The 18,611-nt window shown below is 64.9% G+C and carries 16 protein-coding genes; 4 read left to right on the forward strand and 12 right to left on the reverse strand.

All coding sequences use genetic code 11. The annotated features are described in order from the left end of the window. Positions 1 to 180 precede the first annotated feature (180 nt). From lpqB to ACIGGF_RS10315, 11 genes are all read right to left on the reverse strand, one after another. Positions 181 to 1,962, reverse strand: coding sequence for an MtrAB system accessory lipoprotein LpqB (gene lpqB, locus ACIGGF_RS10265; protein ID WP_397521235.1), 1,782 nt, complete (start codon positions 1,960 to 1,962; stop codon positions 181 to 183). Next, positions 1,959 to 3,689, reverse strand: coding sequence for an MtrAB system histidine kinase MtrB (mtrB, locus tag ACIGGF_RS10270; protein WP_397521236.1), 1,731 nt, complete (start codon positions 3,687 to 3,689; stop codon positions 1,959 to 1,961). Before mtrB ends, lpqB begins: the two co-directional genes overlap by 4 nt. Then, the gene (gene mtrA / locus ACIGGF_RS10275; RefSeq protein ID WP_027496508.1) at positions 3,686 to 4,363 is read right to left on the reverse strand and encodes an MtrAB system response regulator MtrA; all 678 of its coding nucleotides are present in this window, start codon (positions 4,361 to 4,363) and stop codon (positions 3,686 to 3,688) included. Before mtrA ends, mtrB begins: the two co-directional genes overlap by 4 nt. Positions 4,364 to 4,367: 4 nt before the next feature. Beyond that, positions 4,368 to 5,033: a dTMP kinase gene (locus tag ACIGGF_RS10280; RefSeq protein ID WP_397521237.1), complete on the reverse strand. Its 666-nt coding sequence runs from the start codon at positions 5,031 to 5,033 to the stop codon at positions 4,368 to 4,370. A 6-nt stretch (positions 5,034 to 5,039) separates the two neighbouring features. Further along, a complete protein-coding gene (ahcY, locus tag ACIGGF_RS10285) occupies positions 5,040 to 6,524 on the reverse strand; it encodes an adenosylhomocysteinase (protein ID WP_397521238.1) in 1,485 nt (494 codons plus the stop codon). A gap of 102 nt (positions 6,525 to 6,626) precedes the next feature. Further along, positions 6,627 to 7,730, reverse strand: a complete 1,104-nt coding sequence (locus tag ACIGGF_RS10290) for an alkane 1-monooxygenase (protein WP_397521274.1) — start codon at positions 7,728 to 7,730, stop codon at positions 6,627 to 6,629. A 245-nt stretch (positions 7,731 to 7,975) separates the two neighbouring features. Then, positions 7,976 to 9,508, reverse strand: a complete 1,533-nt coding sequence (locus ACIGGF_RS10295) for an amino acid permease (RefSeq protein ID WP_397521239.1) — start codon at positions 9,506 to 9,508, stop codon at positions 7,976 to 7,978. A gap of 156 nt (positions 9,509 to 9,664) precedes the next feature. Further along, positions 9,665 to 10,894: a mannose-6-phosphate isomerase, class I gene (gene manA, locus ACIGGF_RS10300; RefSeq protein WP_397521240.1), complete on the reverse strand. Its 1,230-nt coding sequence runs from the start codon at positions 10,892 to 10,894 to the stop codon at positions 9,665 to 9,667. Beyond that, positions 10,894 to 12,036 carry a tobH protein gene (locus ACIGGF_RS10305; protein WP_397521241.1) on the reverse strand — a complete coding sequence of 381 codons (1,143 nt, stop codon included), beginning with the start codon at positions 12,034 to 12,036 and terminating at the stop codon, positions 10,894 to 10,896. The genes manA and ACIGGF_RS10305 overlap by 1 nt, the downstream gene beginning before the upstream one ends. 70 nt (positions 12,037 to 12,106) lie before the next feature. Then, positions 12,107 to 13,489 (reverse strand): phosphomannomutase/phosphoglucomutase, encoded by a 1,383-nt coding sequence (locus tag ACIGGF_RS10310; protein ID WP_397521242.1) that lies wholly within the window; start codon positions 13,487 to 13,489, stop codon positions 12,107 to 12,109. Between the two features lie 211 nt (positions 13,490 to 13,700). Beyond that, entirely contained in the window at positions 13,701 to 14,108 is a 408-nt protein-coding gene (locus tag ACIGGF_RS10315; RefSeq protein ID WP_397521243.1) for a DUF3499 domain-containing protein, read from the reverse strand. 72 nt (positions 14,109 to 14,180) lie between these two features. Here ACIGGF_RS10315 and ACIGGF_RS10320 point away from each other — a divergent pair, with 72 nt between their 5' ends. Next, on the forward strand, positions 14,181 to 14,666 hold the full coding sequence (locus ACIGGF_RS10320; protein ID WP_397521244.1) for a metallopeptidase family protein: 486 nt from the start codon (positions 14,181 to 14,183) through the stop codon (positions 14,664 to 14,666). Positions 14,667 to 14,705: 39 nt separating this feature from the next. On the opposite strand, the gene ACIGGF_RS10325 is transcribed toward ACIGGF_RS10320, so the two are convergent. Next, positions 14,706 to 14,939 (reverse strand): WhiB family transcriptional regulator, encoded by a 234-nt coding sequence (locus tag ACIGGF_RS10325; protein ID WP_027496498.1) that lies wholly within the window; start codon positions 14,937 to 14,939, stop codon positions 14,706 to 14,708. Positions 14,940 to 15,659: 720 nt separating this feature from the next. On the opposite strand from ACIGGF_RS10325, the gene cofD reads away from it, so the two are divergent. From cofD to ACIGGF_RS10340, 3 genes are all read left to right on the forward strand, one after another. Then, a complete protein-coding gene (gene cofD / locus ACIGGF_RS10330) occupies positions 15,660 to 16,634 on the forward strand; it encodes a 2-phospho-L-lactate transferase (protein ID WP_397521245.1) in 975 nt (324 codons plus the stop codon). Further along, on the forward strand, positions 16,631 to 18,010 hold the full coding sequence (locus tag ACIGGF_RS10335; protein WP_397521246.1) for a coenzyme F420-0:L-glutamate ligase: 1,380 nt from the start codon (positions 16,631 to 16,633) through the stop codon (positions 18,008 to 18,010). The genes cofD and ACIGGF_RS10335 overlap by 4 nt, the downstream gene beginning before the upstream one ends. A gap of 132 nt (positions 18,011 to 18,142) precedes the next feature. Next, the gene (locus ACIGGF_RS10340) at positions 18,143 to 18,604 is read left to right on the forward strand and encodes an NUDIX hydrolase (RefSeq protein ID WP_397521275.1); all 462 of its coding nucleotides are present in this window, start codon (positions 18,143 to 18,145) and stop codon (positions 18,602 to 18,604) included. Positions 18,605 to 18,611 lie beyond the last annotated feature (7 nt).

Below are 18,611 nucleotides of genomic sequence, written 5' to 3' on the forward strand. Positions count from 1 at the left end.
GCTCTGGAACACGCCGGACACCAGTCCTCCCCCGGCACTCCACAACCGGCGCACTCGAGTGGGAGGACGAGATCGAGGAGAGTTCGCATGAGCGCCGAGTGTGCCCGCACCCACCGACACGAAACTCATAGTCGTCGCTAGCCCAGTCGGAGATTGCCCGGTCGGAGATTGCTCGCGGGGTCAGCCGGGCAGAATCGGCACTGCTTTCACACCTGCCAGGCCGGTCACCTCGCGCCAGTAACGGTCGCCGACCGGGTCTGCATTGTTGAGTGCGAACACAGCGCGTGCGTCCGCGACGTATTCCGTTTCCGGCGACGCATCGACCGCCAGCACCGGCGTGGTCAGGTTGCGCGACGGCAGTGGATCCAACCTCGATCCATCGACCGTCACCTGCACCACCGGTGAATCGGTGGCGACCCTCGCGATCACGATGGCCTCTCCGGTACTCCAATCCAGACTGGTGGCGTCACTGCCGAGTCCGATGGCCACCGCGCGTGGGGCGGTCAACGAGTACACGCCCGACGGGTCGCGGACCACCGTCGCGACGTACACGACGCCGTCGACGATGAGTGCTGCCCGTACCCCGTCGCGGGCCAGTCGCAATTCGGTGATGCGCGTGCCCAAGGTCGTGACCTCGGTCGCGTCGACGGGGATCACCGACACCTGACCGGTGGAGGGGTCGCGAGCGGCGCGGATGACATTGCGGCCATCGATCACCGCCCAGGCAGCATTGTCGTCCGCCCCCCAGGTGGGCCGAGTGATCGACTGCCCCTCGGCGACCGGGAACGCACCACCGTCGTAGCTGCCGACCATTAGGGCGCTGGGCGGGGCGGGAGCGGGCCGTCCGGTGTCCACGACTCCTGCGACGAGGGTGCCGTCGTTGGACAACGCCGCCGAACGCACGTTGCGTGCCTGCCCGAAGTACCCGGGCACGGGCGTCGTCTGCGCCTGGTCGACTCGGAGCAATCCGCCGGACGCGAGGGCGTGCAATCCGATGCTCTCGTCGGTGCCACCGAGCGGATCGAAGGAATCGACGCCTGCCGTCGTCCACCCGTCCGGCTTGGTCGTATCGATCGGTTGACCGTCGGCCAGCAACATGTACGGGCCGGCGACCTCGGCCGACGCAAGGGTCCAGATGACTTGAGCGGCAAGGAGTTCGCGGTCGCGGTCGGTCTTGTTCTGCAGGCCGCCGAAGTCGATCTTGATGCCGCCGAGCCCCACCCCCACCTGAGAAGTCTGCCCGTCCGCCTTGGTGATGGGCCCGCGAATGCTCACATCATCGGACAGTTCGTTGCTCACGGCCGCCGCCAGAGCCGACTTGGGCCCGTCGATGAGCAGCTGTACGAGTTGATTGGCCAGCTGGTCCTGCGATCCGCTCGTCCACCGCACGTCGGGGACCAGGACGCCACCGAGAGGATCGACGAAGTACAGCGATCGCTGCTGATAGGTGTTCAGGAACGCGGTCCGGTCGATGACGACACCGGGCGGGAGCTGCGAGATGCGCCACTGGCCGTCCACCCGCCTCATCTCGATTGCGATGTCGAAGGTGTCCGAGCCCGCGAGGTACTCCCCACCCGAGGCCAGGATCCCGGCAGTCGTCGAGCGAATCGTGAACTGCGCGGTGTCGGCGGTGCGTGGGCCGGACAAGGTATCGATCCGGTCCGCGATGACGGTCCGTGCGCCGTCGTCCCAGGTGTTCGACGCCTCCTCGGTGAGAAACTGCCGAGCGGCCTGATGCCTGTTGGCGGAGACGGCGCTGGCGTCGAAGAAGTCGTCCAGCAAACGATCCGGTTCGCGTCCGGGCTCGGGCGCGGGGGCGCTGGTGGGCACGGCCCCATCGGTCAACGTGCCGATGGCCTGTGGGCTCGAGGATTCGGGGAGGCTGGCACAGCCTACGACCAGTGCGATGAGCAGTGCGCAGATCGGCAGCACGCGAACACCGCGACGAACCGATCGAATCACGTCACCGACTCCGGAGCCGTCGTCTTCTGCGCGGACGACTTCTGCGTGGACGACTTCTGCGTGGACGACTTCTGGGCGGTGATCGCCGGAACCGGCTGCCCCTGTGCGTACTTCTTGGTGCTGGGTTTGAGCGGAAGCGGAGAACCGATCACCTTGTGCCCACGAACGAGCGGCAACGTGAGTCGGAAACATGCGCCTTCTCCCATTGCACCCCACGCTTCGAGCTTACCGTCGTGCAATCGAGCGTCCTCGACGCTGATCGCCAGACCGAGGCCGGTGCCACCGGATCGACGAACTCGGGAGGGATCCGAGCGCCAGAACCGGTTGAACACCAACTTCTCTTCTCCCGGTCGCAGACCGATTCCCTGATCGCGCACCACGAATGCTGCCGCGTCGGCATCCGAGCGCAACCGCAGCAGAACAGGCTTGCCTTCACCGTGATCGAGTGCGTTGGCGAGCAGGTTGCGCAGAATCCGTTCGACTCGACGTGGGTCGACCTCGGCCACGACCGCAGTCTCGGGCATGTCGACGATCACTTCGGTTCCGGTTTCGCGGGCCAGGTGACGAACGGTGGACACTGCCGCTCGGGCGCACATCCTCAGATCCAGTTGTTCGGCTGCCAGTTCGGCTACACCCGCGTCGTGTCGACTGATCTCGAGCAGGTCGCCGAGCAGAGTCTCGAAGCGATCGAGCTCGTTGACCAGTAGCTCCGACGACCTCTTGAGTGCGGGCTCCAGGTCGTCGCTGGCGTCGTGAATGAGATCGGCGGCCATGCGCACGGTGGTCAGGGGGGTCCGCAGTTCGTGGCTGACGTCGGAGGTGAACCGGCGCTGCAGGTTGCCGAATTCCTCGAGCTGGGTGATCTGTTTCGACAGGCTTTCGGCCATCTCGTTGAACGACATCGCCAGCCTGGCCATGTCGTCCTCGCCGCGGACCGGCATGCGCTCCTTGAGCCTGCCGTCGGCGAAGCGCACGGCGATCCTCGATGCCGAACGGATAGGAAGGACCACCTGACGCGCGACGAGCATCGCGATCGCAGCGAGCAACACCAGCAGCACCACTGCGCCGATCAACAACGTCCCGCGGACGAGCGACAGCGTTCGGTCCTCGCTCGCCAACGGGAAAATGAGATACAGCTGCAGTGCCGAGATATCGGATCCCGTCGGCGATCCCATGATCAGGGCCGATCCGGAATACCCGCCGCCGCTGTCGGTCACCGTCGCATACTGCGAGCTGATCAAGCCCTTCTTCACGAAGTCGCGCAGGCTGTTCGGGATCTGATCGACCGGCCCCACCGACGCCTCGGCCCGGGTGGCGTCGCCTTCCACGATCAACACCGGATCGAACGATCCCGCCGATCCGGTGGTCGACGCTGCGTCGAGATCCTGATTGGTCAACGCCGCTCGCGCTCGTTCCAGGCGCGTCGCGAGTCCGCTCGCGTCGTCGGCACCGGCGAGGTTGCCCTCGACGGTGGTGCGCGACCTGTCGAGTTCCTCGGTTGCCGCCGACAACTTGGCTTCGAGTAGCCGATCGGTGATCTGCGAGGTCAACACCACCCCGAGGATGAGGATGACCACCAGCGACAGCGTCAGCGTCGACACGACGACGCGGAGCTGCAAGGACCGTCGCCAGGCGTGGCCGAGCGACGTACTCAGCGAGCGAAACCACCGCAACAGAGGGGAGAATTTGCCGTTTATTCGCCGCCGAGAATGGGAGAAACCGATCACGGCGGTCCGGCCTTGTAGCCGACTCCCCTCACGGTCAACACCACCTCGGGGTTCTCCGGATCCTTCTCGACCTTGGCACGCAGGCGCTGTACGTGCACGTTCACCAGTCGGGTGTCGGCAGCGTGTCGGTAGCCCCATACCTGTTCGAGCAGCACCTCACGGGTGAACACCTGACGAGGCTTGCGCGCCAACGCCACCAACAGATCGAATTCGAGTGGGGTCAGCGACACCAGTTCGTCACCGCGACTGACCTTGTGCGCAGGGACATCGATGACGATGTCCGCGATGGACAGCAATTCGGCGGGTTCGTCCTCGGTCCGGCGCAGCCGCGCTCGCACGCGCGCGACCAATTCCTTTGGTTTGAACGGCTTCATGATGTAGTCGTCCGCACCGGATTCGAGGCCCAATACGACGTCGACCGTGTCGGTCTTGGCCGTCAGCATGACGATCGGGACTCCCGAGTCGGCACGCAGAACCCGGCAGACGTCGATGCCGTTCATACCGGGAAGCATCAGATCCAGCAGCACCAGATCCGGCCGGTTCTCGCGCACGGCCGCCAGCGCTTGGGTGCCGTCACCCACCACGAACGGCTCGAATCCCTCACCGCGCAACACGATGGTGAGCATCTCCGCCAGAGCCGAATCGTCGTCCACAACCAGAATCCGAGGCTTCATGCTCCTATGGTGTCACTTTCGGCTCGCCGGACGGCTGATTCGACAACTCGGCGGCGAGTCGATCCGGATCCACGTCGGCGGTGACGACCCGCCACGGCGACATCCAGTTCGACGCCGCGAGGACCCCGTACACGGCCGAGGTTCGGCTCTGCAGCGACCCGTCCCGCTCGTACGCATCTCGGGCCCGGGAGGCGTCCGCATTCTCGCGCGCCGCAGCACGTTCGGCGGCGAGGGCCACGGGTACGTCGAGCAGAATGTGAACGTCCGGGATCGGGACCCCGAAACGATCGAATTCGAGTGTTCTGATCCATTCGACGGCCTCGCCGTCTGCGGGCTGTTCCAAGCGAGCGGCCGTGTACGCGGCATTGGACGCCACGTAACGATCGAGAAGCACTACATCGTTGTGCGAGAGCAGCGTTCGGATCTCGTCGACCGCTTCCCGTCGATCGAGAGCGAACAGCAGAGCCATCGCATGGACGCTGGCGGCGGTATCGCCGTGCGCGCCGTGCAACGCCTCTGCCGCGAGATCGGCGTGCACCGATCGTTCGTATCGCGGGAAGCCGATACGAGCGACCTGGAGGCCGTCGCGTTCCCACGCCGAAACGAGCCGACGGGCGAGCGTGTTCTTGCCCGCACCGTCGACTCCTTCGATGACGAAAAGCTGTCCCACAGTAGGTCAGTAGCGGTAGTGCTCGGGCTTGTACGGGCCCTCCACGTCCACGCCGATGTACTCGGCCTGCTCCTTGGTGAGCTTGGTGATCGACCCGCCGAGTGCTTCCACGTGAATCCGCGCAACCTTCTCGTCCAGGTGCTTGGGCAGGCGGTAGACCTCGTTGTCGTATTCGTCCGGCTTGGTCCACAGCTCGATCTGAGCAATCACCTGATTGGAGAAGCTGTTGCTCATGACGAACGACGGGTGGCCCGTCGCGTTGCCCAGATTGAGCAGGCGACCCTCGGACAGCACGATGATCGAGTGACCGTCCTTGAACTGCCATTCGTCGACCTGCGGCTTGATCTTGACTCGAGTGACATCCGCTGCCCTCTCGAGGCCGGCCATGTCGATCTCGTTGTCGAAGTGGCCGATGTTGCCCAGGATCGCCTGGTGCTTCATCTTCCGCATGTGCTCGAACGTGATGATCGACAGATTGCCGGTCGACGTGATGACGATGTCGGCCTGCTCGATGAACTCGTCGACCGTGCGGACGTCGTAGCCGTCCATGAGCGCCTGCAGAGCATTGATCGGGTCGGCCTCGGTGACGGTGACGCGCGCGCCCTGCCCCTTGAGCGCCTCGGCGCAGCCCTTGCCGACGTCGCCGTAGCCACAGACCAGCACGGCCTTACCGCCGATGAGCACGTCGGTGCCGCGGTTGATGCCGTCGATCAGCGAGTGGCGGGTGCCGTACTTGTTGTCGAACTTGCTCTTGGTGACCGAGTCGTTGACGTTGATGGCCGGGAACGCAAGCTCACCGGCGGCCGCGAACTGGTACAGCCGAAGAACACCGGTGGTGGTTTCCTCGGTGACGCCCTTGATCGACGATGCAATCTCGGTCCACTTGGTGGTCGAGGCCTCGAGCGAGTGGCGAAGCAAGCCGAGGAACACCTTGTATTCGTCGGAGTCCTGATCGTCGTCGGTCGGCGGCACGACTCCTGCCTTCTCGAACTGCGCGCCGCGCAACACGAGCATCGTCGCGTCTCCGCCGTCGTCGAGAATCATGTTGGCCGGCTCGCCGGGCCAGGTCAGCATCTGCTCGGCTGCCCACCAGTACTCTTCGAGCGACTCTTCCTTCCACGCGAACACCGGGACGCCCTTGGGCTCCTCGACGGTGCCATAGGGTCCGACCACCACGGCGGCAGCCGCGTGATCCTGGGTGGAGAAGATGTTGCACGACGCCCAGCGAACCTCGGCCCCGAGTGCCACCAGGGTCTCGATCAGCACGGCGGTTTGCACGGTCATGTGCAGCGATCCCGAAACTCGCGCTCCCTTGAGCGGCTGAACGTCGCCGTATTCGCGACGCAGGGCGATCAGGCCGGGCATCTCGTGCTCGGCGAGCCTGATCTCCTTGCGGCCGAATTCTGCGAGCGACAGGTCTGCGACCTTGAAGTCGATTCCACCGCGGCGATCCGCGGTGAGTGCCGATCCTGACGTAACTGAGGTCGTCATCTTGCCTCTCCTGTTGACTGAATGTCTGTAGCCCAGGCTATCGGGTCCGCGCGCTGGACGTACCGACTGCCCGGGGGGACGAGTCCGTGCGGACTCCCAGCGTTATCCGTTTCGTCCGGCTCGTGCCAGAATTCGGCCTCGCTTGCGAGGCAGGATGTTGGCGCGGGTGACGTCGCCTTGGTAGTGAGCCAGTACCCGTGGGTCCATCACTCGACGCCACAGTGGCGGAATTGCGGCCAGTATCACCATCGACGCGTATCCGGCGGGCAGTTGCGGAGCGTCGTCACAGGAGAGCAGGGTCTGATACCTCTTACCTGGATTGGCGTGGTGGTCACTGTGACGTTGCAGGTGGTACAGGAATATATTGGTGCAGATCCTGTCGCTGTTCCAGCTGTGCCGCGGGGCGCACCGAACGTACTTGCCGCGGTCGTTCGTCTCCCGGAGCAGGGCGTAGTGCTCCACGTAGTTCACCATCTCGAGTAGCACGAATCCGACGACGGCCTGCAGCAGAAGATACGGCGCGATGGCCGGGCCGAAGGCAATCAGCAGCCCCCCGAACAGCACAGCACTCAGCAGCCAGGTGTGGAGAAGCGCGTTGGTCGGGCTCATGACGGAGCGCCCTTTACGACGCAGACGCTGCGCCTCGAGTTTCCACGCGGAAACGAGTCCCAAGACGGTGCTGCGCGGCACGAACGTCCAGACGCTCTCGCCGAGGCGCGCGCTGGCGGGATCGTCCGGGGTGGCGACTCGAACGTGGTGACCGCGATTGTGTTCGACGAAGAAGTGTCCGTAGAGGGTTTGCGACAGGGCGACCTTTGCCAGCCATCGCTCGTGCTGCTCGATGCGGTGGCCCAATTCGTGGGCGGCGTTTATCCCGGTGCCCGCGACCAATCCCACCGTCACGGCGAGTCCGATCTTGTCCACCACGGAAAGCTCGCCGTACGCCCACATCCAACATGCCACGATCAGTCCGATGAACTGAATGGGGAGGAACAGATAGGTGCACCAGCGGTAATAGCGATCGTTCTGCAGCTTCTCACTCGTCGATTCGTCCGGATTGTGCCCGTCCTCGCCTGCGACGAGGTCGATCACCGGAATGATCACGAAGAACACCAGAACACCGCTCCACCAGAAGATCGGCATGCCGGTCCAGTAGACCAACTGCGATGGCAGCAGCGCGGACGCCGGGGCCAACAGCCCCAGCATCCACAGGTACCGCTTGTTGTCCTGCCAGCGAACCGACCGTCCGCCGGCGCTCGAATCCCGCCCCCCGAAAGCGACACCCGAATCCTTCGCAGAAGTGATTCGGCCGTCCACACTCACTGTTTCAACACCCTCTCATCGAACTGTACGAGTCCTCCAAGTCTGTTTTCTAGCGTATAACATTCCAGCGGTTCGATGTGACGCCGACCGAATTCGGTCGGTGTGCGTTGGATCATCCGCCAACAGCTCTACCGATCCGATTCGTCGCTGTTCGACTTGCCGGCGTGCGCTTTCTCGGCTTCCCGCCGTCCCATCACCGAGTGACGCCTGCTGTACAGGACGTAGATTGCCACCCCAGCGGCCATCCAGACCAGGAAACGCAGCCACGTCTCGACCGACAGGTTCAGCATCAGCCACAGGCATGCCAGCACTGCGAGGATCGGCACCAGCGGAACCCACGGCACCCGGAAGCCGCGCTCGAGGTCCGGTCGAGTCTTGCGCAGAACGAGGACACCTGCCGACACGAGTACGAATGCGAACAGCGTCCCGATGTTCACCATCTCCTCGAGCGTGCCCAGCGGCACGAAGGCCGCGAGCAGCCCGACGATGACGCCCACCAGAATCGTCGTGCGAACCGGCGTGCCCTTCTTGCCGGTGTGGGCCAACCCACGCGGCACCAATCCGTCCCGCGACATCGCGAAGAGCACTCGGGTCTGACCCAGCATCAGCACCATCACCACGGTCGTCAGACCGGCAAGGGCACCGAACGAGATGATGTTTTTCGCCCAGGTCAAACCGTTCAGCTCGAATGCCGTTGCAAGCGTGGAGCTGTCACCGGCCAGGTCGGTGTACTTGACCATTCCGGTGAGCACCAGGGTGACCGCCACGTACAGCACGGTCACGATCGCGAGAGACCCGAGTATGCCCCGCGGCAGTGCCTTCTGCGGCTCCTTCGTCTCCTCCGCCGTCGTCGCGACCACGTCGAAGCCGATGAATGCGAAGAACACCAGGGACGCAGCAGCGAGAAGTCCGTACCAACCGAAGGTGCTACCGCCCGCACCCGTGACGAACGAGAACAGGGACTGATGAAGTCCCTCGCCCGTGGAGCCGGGCTGCGACGGTGGAATGTACGGGTCGTAGTTGGACACCTTGATGTAGAAGGCACCGAGCACGACGACGAACAGGACGACGATCACCTTGATCGCGGTGATCACCAGCGAGACACGTGAGGACAATTTGGTACCCGATGCGATCAGAACCGTCAGCACCACCACGATGAGCAGTGCGCCCCAGTCGAAATTCAGCGAACCGATCTCGAGTACCGGTGCGGCCGTTCCGAGCAGATCTCCGAGGTAGAGCGACCACGCCTTCGCCACCACGGCAGCGGCGAGGCCGAACTCGAGAATCAGATCCCAGCCGATGAGCCAAGCGATGAACTCTCCGAACGCGGCATAGGAGAAGGTGTACGCGCTGCCGGCAACCGGAACGGTCGACGCGAACTCCGCGTAGCACAACGCCGCGAGTCCACAGGCGATCGCAGCGAGTACGAACGCCACCGACACCGCGGGCCCTGCCACGTTTCCGGCGGTTCGCGCGGTCAGCGTGAAAATGCCCGCGCCGACGGCCACGGCGACGCCGAAGACGGTGAGGTCCCAGGAACCGAGTTCTTTCCGGAGTTTGGTGTCCGGCTCGTCGGTGTCCTCGATCGACTGCTCGATCGATTTGGTCCGAAACCACCCCGTCGTGCGTGGGGGCTTCGCGGGCCGGTCTGCTCTGCTCATCGGATCTCCGTATCGCAACTTCGCCTCTGCCGACGGACCACCGTGCACATCCGTCGCAGGAATCACTGTGACATAAGACTATTGCTTGCCGACACGACATTCACCCAATCGCGCCGCGGGAGGCCGAGCGGCGCTCACGGGCACCAGGTAAGCGACCTAGACGTTGCCGACGGAGGCGACGAACACCTCGGCCTCGACGGAACCAGCGGTCACGGTGATGTTTTCGTCGGCCGCGGGGATCCATACCGAACTGCCCTGCGCCACGGTGAGCCCTGCCTGCTGATCGCTCGTACCGGTGGTGACGGTTCCACTCGTGCACAGCAGGATTCGGGGACCGGATCCGGAGACGGTGATCGTCTCCCCTGCCGCCACCGCAGTTCGACTCAGCGCGAATTCGGGGGCGGGCGTGGAGTACCGGTACGTCGGCCGGTCTCTGTCTCCCGGGGTGATGGGCCTCAGGTCGGCGGGCTCGAAGTCCAGGACGCGCAGCAGTTCCGGGACATCGACATGCTTGGGAGTGAGCCCTCCACGCAACACGTTGTCCGAGTTCGCCATGATTTCCACTCCGGTACCGCGCAAGTACGCGTGGAGATTGCCGGCGTCCAGGTACAGGCCCTGACCAGGAGCCAGAGTCACCCTGTTGAGCAGCAGAGCCGCGAGCACACCGGCGTCACCGGGGTACGACTCCCCGAGCTCGAGCAGAGTTTTGGCCTCGGCGGCGAATCGTCCACCGTCCGTGCGCGCGGGACCGGAGAGATAGTCGATGCATCCCTGGGCAACAGCGGGCAGAATATCGTCCAGCGCCTGCCCGGGAAGCGTGATCCACGAGGTGAACACGGTTCGCAATCCCGATGCATCGGGCTGTTCGGCCAGCAGTGTGCGGTACCCGCCGAGCGCGGAGACGGCCAACGCGTCGAGCAGCTCGACGGTCTCAGCAGGGTTCCGAAACCCGGCCAGTGCCTCGAACTCACCGAGCGCCACGATGAGTTCCGGCTTGTGATTGGGATCCCGATAGTTGCGAACCGGAGAGTCGATGGGGACGCCCGCCGCATTCTCCCGTGCGAAGCCTTCCCTGGCCTGCGCACTGCTCGGGTGCGCCTGCAACGACAACGGCTCTTCTGCGGCAAGCAGTTTCATCAAGTACGGCAACCGAGACTCGTACTGCTGCGCCGAGCCTCCCAGCTGCGCAGCCGGGTCCTCGTCGATCAACGTGAGCAGCGGGACAGTACCGCCGTCGTGCACCACGTGCGCAGAATCGGCCGGGTGGGCACCGAGCCAAATCTCGGCCTCGGGATGATCGGAGGGAATCGGGCGGCCCTGAAGTCGGGCCAGCGCGGTGCGCGACCCCCATGCGTAGGACCGAACCGCACCATGCAAGAGCTGCACTAGCTACCGCCCATCAACAGCAGGTACGACGCGGTCGTGTCCAATCGCGTCGCCAACACGGACATGGTGTCGAGCACCGAGAGTGTGGCCTGCCCGGGGGGCGAGGGGACGATGTCGAACTCGGACCCCGCTCCGGCTCCGCCGAACAGCGCGTCGCTCGATTCGGCGAGCAGCAACTCCGACTCGGGCACACCGGCCATTCGTCGTTCGGTCAACGCACGATCGACCTCGGCTGTGACGACCACAACGCGCATCGGCAATGCGGGTGGTGGCCCATCGAGCTGTTCGTCGTGAAAGAACGAATCGAATGTGTTTGGGGTACCGGCCGATTCGACACTCGACGCGCGAACCGACGCGGCAATGACATCACCGAGTTCGCCGGCACCGACGAGCACACCTGCTGCGCGGAGCAGCACCTCACTGCCGTGCCGCGCCACCTCTACCGCGGCAGGGCTGCTGCCGGACAGCACCACCCGCCGACCGCTCATTCCGCTGGCGAGAGCCTTGGCCGGATTGTGGAACACCTCGTTGGACGGGCTGTTCCGCACCGCCTCGGCGTCGAGCAAGTCCGCAAGCCGAGACAGATTGGGCAACAACGCCTTCCATGATCCACCGGCGACTGCACCGAGCACAGCGACGAACGCCGCGAGGTAGCGCATCAGTGCGTTGTGGTCGCGAACCGCGATCCGTGGTGGCAACCACATGACTCTGGCTCCTCGGACGGCGCGCAGTGGCCCCTCCTCGGGTGCCACCACCACTACCTCGGCACCGCGACGCGATGCTGCATCCACCGACTCGGCAAGGCGCGGATCCCCGGCATCGTCGCCCGCGACCACCACCACGTCGAGCGGGCCGATCCAGGGCGGGGTTCCGGTACTGCGCACCAGCGGTACACCGAGCCGATCACCGAGGGCCGCAACCAGTAACGACGCCGCCCGACTGCTGCGACCGTCACCTGTCACGATCACCACGCTTCTGGGGCGAAGGTCGGCCAATCGAACCAGCACCGCTTCGTCCACCGCGGCCGCGACGGCGCGAACCTGGGCACCTGCCAACGCTGCACTGCGCAACGCACCCTCGCGATCGGCCGCGATGAGAGCATCGACATCGTCGAGATCGACCAGAGACGACACTGCCGTCATGGCTGCGACACCTCCCCTTCGTCACCGACCGGAAATCGGTGCATACCCACTCATGAACCCTTGGTAACCACTATTGCAGTCCGGCGCGAACGATGCCCAGTATCTCGGTCGAAAGTGCATCCACATCCGCTCCGGTACGCGCTTCCACATTCAGTCGCAGCAGCGGTTCGGTGTTCGACGCCCTCAGGTTGAACCACGATCCGTCGGCGAGATCGACCGTCACGCCGTCGAGCCGATCGATGCCTGCGGTTCGGTCGGCAAAAGCGGTGAGCACTGCCTCGGTGCGTTCGGCCGCATCGTCGACGGTGGAGTTGATCTCGCCCGAGGCGCTGTAGGTCTCGTAGGCGGCCATCATCTCGGACAGAGGGCGATCCTGCGCGCCGAAAGCGGCGAGAACGTGCAAGGCGGCGAGCATGCCGGAATCGGCACCCCAGAAATCGCGGAAGTAGTAGTGAGCAGAGTGCTCGCCACCGAAGATTGCGCCGGTGTCGGCCATCTGCTGCTTGATGAAGGAGTGACCGACACGGGTACGTACCGGTGTGCCACCGAGCTCGCTGACCAGCTCCGGTACGGAACGGGAGGTGATCAAGTTGTGGATGATCACTGCGCCCGGCTCTTTCGCCAGTTCGCGCTCGGCCACCAGACAGGTGACGGCGGACGGCGAAACCGGGTCGCCCTTCTCATCGACGACGAAGCAGCGATCGGCGTCGCCGTCGAAGGCGAGCCCGATATCGGAGCCGGTCTCGACGACGAAACGCTGCAGATCGACCAGATTGGCGGGATCGAGCGGGTTGGCCTCGTGGTTGGGGAAGCTGCCGTCGAGCTCGAAGAACAACGGCTCGACCGTCACCGGTAGCGGTCCGAACACCGCAGGGACTGTGTGCCCGCCCATTCCGTTGCCGGCGTCCACCGCGATCTTCATGGAACCTGTTCCCGACAGATCGACCAGCTCTCGCAAGAACTGCGCGTATTCGTCGAGGACGTCCCGCGATGTCACTGTCCCCACCGGCCCGTCGAACTCGGGCACGCCGTCCACCAGTTCGGCCTTCACGGTTGCCAGACCGGTGTCCTGGCCGACCGGCTTGGCACCGGCGCGGCAGAGTTTGATCCCGTTGTACTTCGCCGGATTGTGGCTGGCGGTGAACATCGCGCCGGGGCATTCGAGCAGGCCCGAGGCGAAGTAGAGCTGATCGGTGGACGCCAGACCGATGTGCACTACGTCGAGCCCCTGAGCGGTGACGCCGTCGGCGAAAGCGCGTGACAGTGCAGGCGAAGAATCACGCATGTCGTGGCCGATCACGACCGACCGCGCTGCCCCGGCCTCGTCGCGCACCAACCGCGCGAAGGCAGCACCGACGTCTCGAACGAACGCCTCGTCGATCTGCTCGCCAACGACGCCTCGGACGTCGTAGGCCTTGATGACGGCGTTGACGGACTCTGCGGTTCGGGCCACGAAGATTCTCCTGGTGATCGTTCTTGCGACGCCGCACCTCGGCGCCGTAGAGCATGGGGACGGTGCGCTTCACACACGTATCGGTAGAACGGCACCGACCGTTTCGGCCCTGGTCGAAACCTTGCCAGACACCGGTCGGACCAGCCAGTCGTATCGGCATTTCGGACATCTCGACTCGTACACCGCAAGACCGGACGCGTGGTGCGCTACGTCAGGACGTGGGGTCGGGGAGAACTCGAAGATGGCCACGCCTGCCGGTTCGCACGGCGGGGGCGGATCGGCGTTCACCGTCGGAAGGACGAGAGGTCGACCGATCGCTCTCGCGGTCATCGCCACGTGCGCGGTCGCCGCGGCCCGCCTCACGCACTGCCTCCGCGAGAGCCGTCAGATCGTCCTCGTCGGGCGTCGACGTCGAGTAACCACCCTCGTACCGGACGAGTTCCCAGCCCTTCGGTGCGGTGGTCGTCGACGCGTGAATCTCGCACAGATCCCATGAATGGGGCTCGTCCACAGTGGCCAGCGGCCCGACGACCGCGGTGGAATCGGAGTAGACGTATGTGAGCGTTGCAACGGCAGAACGGTTGCAACCAGGCCTGCAGCAGCCACGCAGTGATCTCACGAATGCAGACTATCCGGTAGGTGCAGCCGACCGAACGACCGACACACCGGACGAGCGCGATAGCCTCCCCTCATGCCTCGATTCTCTCCCGCGCGCCGGATCACCTCTCGGTCCGTGGCACGGCACGGCCGCGGCATCCGCGGGCCGATCCTGCCGGAGGACATCCCGGCCCGACGCTCGAGAGCGGAGAAGTTCGACCGATTGGTCCTCGACGCATTCGCCCGAATCGATCATCGTTGGCACGACAAACTCTCGAAGCTCGACATCGCCGTCGACGAGGTGCCGAAGATCAGGGCGCTGGATCCGGAGTCCGTGACGTGGCCACCCGAAGTGGTGGCGGAAGGTCCGGTTCCGCTGTCCAGATTGGTTCCGGCCGGGATAGACAAGCGCGGAGAGTCCACACGCGCGAGGGTGGTGCTGTTCCGACGACCCCTGGAGCGTCGGGCGAAGCACCCGGAAGATCTGGAAGACCTATTGTTCGAAGTTCTCGTCGAGCAGGTGGCGACCTATTTGGGAATCGATCCCGACGAGGTCGATCCGAGCAGCGCCACAGAATGAGAGGGGTTGTCGCAGAATCTCGAGCCGGCGTTCGAATGCTCAGCCGATGCCGCGCTTGAGCCGACGCCGTTCCCGCTCGGACAGCCCGCCCCAAATTCCGAACCGCTCATCGTTCGCGAGCGCGTACTCGAGGCACTCGTCCTTGACCTCGCAGCCGAGGCAGATTCGCTTCGCTTCGCGGGTCGATCCGCCCTTCTCCGGGAAGAACGCCTCGGGATCGGTCTGCGCGCACAGTGCGCGCTCCTGCCACTGATCCTCGATCTCCTCGAACATCTCGTCGAAACCAGCGACAAGACTGAGGAACGGCTTCGCCGGCGGAACGGACTCGGCCACGAACGGCATCAGGTCGGCATCGTCATCGCTGTCGGAATCCGTTCCGATCTCGGTGTCGATCTCGGCGTCGAGTGTGTGGGCAACGTACGCAGAACCCGCGTCGATCGCGACGCTCGAATCTGCGCCGTTGTCGGACTCGGTTTGCGGCGCGTCGTCGACAGCGCTGAGATGTGCAGTGGGTCCGCCCCGCTGATCACGTGTCACGTGCTCGTCATACATCGCTTCCGCCTCCTCACCTGTGATAGCGCAGATACTTTCGGTCTCCGTGTGCTCGAACACCTTGCCCCGCGCAAGTATTCGATCGAACCGGTCCAGTCGAACGCGCCTCGCGTCCTCTCAGACCCTCGACCTCTACTCGACGTCCACCAAGGGGCGAAAAGGAAGGGAACGAGTGTTCGAAACCAGGTTCGCCGCAATCGAACTCGTGCTGCGAACACTGAATGACATACCTGTGATTAGACACGCACAGGTGTGTCGCGGTCAAGCCGATCGCGCAAATCCAATACCATCCCATGCCCGAAATCGGCGCTCTCCCCGAATCGAAGCCCGTCCCGTGCGTGTCGCGGCGGTTCTGGTACCCGCACACCGTCCGCTCGTTCGGTACGTCGCCGGGGTGGGCGGCCGATCGACACCGCCACAACCCCATTAGGCTCGTGCGTTGTGAAAGTTACTGTTCTGGTCGGTGGCGTCGGCGGCGCACGTTTTCTACAGGGTCTCAAATCCCTGTTCGGCAACGACCCCGAGCACGAGATCACTGCGGTGGTGAACGTGGGCGACGACGTGTGGATGCACGGTCTTCGCATCTGCCCGGATCTCGATACGTGTATGTACACCCTCGGTGGCGGGATCGACACCGATCGCGGATGGGGCCGCATTGCCGAGACCTGGAACGCCAGGGACGAGTTGGCGGCCTACGGGGCCGATCCGGATTGGTTCGGGCTCGGTGATCGTGACATCGCGACGCACCTGATCCGCAGTCGTATGTTGCGCACCGGATTTCCCCTCTCGGCCGTGACCGAAGCTCTGTGCAACCGATGGCAACCCGGCGTTCGACTGCTGCCCGTCACCGACGATCGATCGGAGACCCACGTCGTCGTCACCGATCCGGACGACTCGAGCGGTGAGCAGCAACGCGCAATTCACTTCCAGGAGTGGTGGGTTCGTTATCGAGCTCAGATTCCGACCCATAGTTTCGCCAATATCGGTGCCGAACAGGCGAGCCCCGCGCCGGGAGTGTTGGACGCTATCGCGGAAGCCGACGCGGTGATTCTGGCACCGTCCAATCCGGTGGTGAGTGTCGGTGCAATTCTGGCGGTGCCGGGAATTCGCGGTGCCCTCCGAACCACGGCAGCCAAGGTTGTCGGCCTGTCCCCCGTGGTCGACGGTAAGCCGCTGCGCGGCATGGCCGACGAGTGCCTGTCCGTCATCGGTGTCGACACCACCGCACAGGCGGTGGGTCGCCACTACGGAAGCCGCAGCGGTACCGGCATTCTCGATGCGTGGCTCGTACACACCACCGATTCCGCAGTCGTCGACGGAGTGGACGTGCAGTCGGTCCCGTTGCTGATGACCGACCCCGAGACCACAGCCGTGATGGCGCGTACCGCGCTTCGTGCAGCCGGACTCGACCTGTGACCGAAACCCCTGAGCCCGAGTCGATCCGAGCAGTGCCGCGCGATCATTCGCCGGGTGGCTCGATCGAGATGTTGCCGATCACCGGGCTGCCGGAATTCAGACCGGGTGACGATCTGGCCGCGGCGATCGCCGAGCGAGCGCCGTGGCTGCGCGACGGCGACATCCTGGTCGTCACCAGCAAAATCGTCTCCAAGGTCGAGGGGCGGTTGGTGCAGGCACCTCGAGATGCGGAAGAACGGGACGCAGCCCGCAGAGTTCTGGTGGAGCAGGAAGCGGTGCGCATCGTCGCGCGCAAGGGCCGAACCCTCATCACCGAGAATCGGCTGGGGATCGTTCAGGCCGCGTCCGGTATCGACGGCTCCAACGTCGACGGTGGCGAACTGGCACTGCTGCCCGAGAACCCCGATGCCAGCGCGGCGGCCCTGCGCGCAGCTCTGCGAGACCTGCTGGGCGTGACGGTGGCCGTGGTCGTCACCGACACCATGGGCCGCGCCTGGCGCATCGGTCAGATCGATGCCGCCATCGGTGCCGCGGGCCTACCGGTGCTGCACGCGTACGCGGGAGCCGAGGACGGTCAGGGCAACGAGCTCGTGGTCACCGAGGTCGCGATCGCCGACGAATTGGCTGCTGCCGGCGATCTGGTGAAAGGCAAGCTGGGCGGCGTCCCCATCGCCGTCGTTCGCGGCCTGGCTCCGGTCGACGACGGCTCCTCCGCGGCGGCGCTGTTGCGCGGCGGCGAGGACGACCTCTTCTGGCTCGGAACAGCGGAAGCCCTCGATCGTGGCCGCCGCGAGGCCCTCCTGCTACGGCGGTCTGTGCGGCAGTTCTCCTCCGCCGCTGTCGATCCCGAATCGATTCGGGCTGCCGTGGCCGACGCACTCACCGCCCCGGCCCCGCATCACACTCGCCCGGTGCGATTCGTCTGGGTCAGAACCCCTGCGCTTCGTCGCCGCTTGCTCGAGACGATGCGCGAACAGTGGCGCGCCGATCTGACCGACGACGGCCTGAGCGAAGAGCGGATCGCCGCGAGACTGAGCCGCGGCGACATTCTATTCGACGCCCCGGAAATCGTGATCCCGTTCTGCGTGCCCGACGGCGCACACTCGTACCCCGACGAGAGGCGTCGGGCCGCGGAGGACACGATGTTCACCGTGGCGGTCGGTGCGGCCGTCCAAGGGCTGCTCGTGGCCCTGGCGGTTCGAGAACTGGGCAGCTGCTGGATCGGCTCGACCATCTTCGCTGCCGATACAGTGCGGGCCGAACTCGGCCTGCGCGCAGATTGGAAAGCAATGGGAGCCATCGCAATCGGACATCCCAAGGAGCCGTCGACGGTGCGGGATCCGGTAGTGCCCGGCTCCTCGTTACTGGAGCTCTGACTCGTGTCCATGCCACCCCATTCGACAGTGCAATATTCGACAGTGCAGTACTCGACACTGTGGCGTTCTGTCGAAGCGACGCTCGATCGATGGGCACCGTTCGATTCGAGAGACGAATCGCTGCGGCACACCATGCTGGCATTTCTCGACAGCAACCCGAATGGCTGCCTGCGCGCCAACGTGGCCGGCCATTTCACCGCGTCCTCGTTGGTGCTCGACGCGTCGGGAACCCACGTGTTGCTAACGCTTCACCCGAAGGTCGGTCGATGGATTCAGCTCGGCGGTCACTGCGAACCGACGGACCACACGGTCGTCGATGCGGCTCTGCGTGAGGCCACCGAAGAATCCGGAATCAAAGACCTGACCATCGATCCGGAACTCCTGTCTGCCCACACGCACCCGATCACCTGCTCGCTCGGCACGCCGACGCGGCACCTCGACCTCCGGTTTCTGGTCCGGGCTCCGGACGGCGCGCACGCAGTGCGCAGCGAGGAATCGACGGATCTGCGCTGGTGGCCGGTCGATGCCCTGCCCGACGACGCCGAGCGAGAGACGATCGACCACCTCGTCTCACTCGCCGCACGTCGCCGGTAGAGGCCGC

The organism is Rhodococcus sp. NPDC078407, from assembly GCF_044542515.1.
In the GTDB taxonomy this organism is placed as follows: domain Bacteria; phylum Actinomycetota; class Actinomycetes; order Mycobacteriales; family Mycobacteriaceae; genus Rhodococcoides.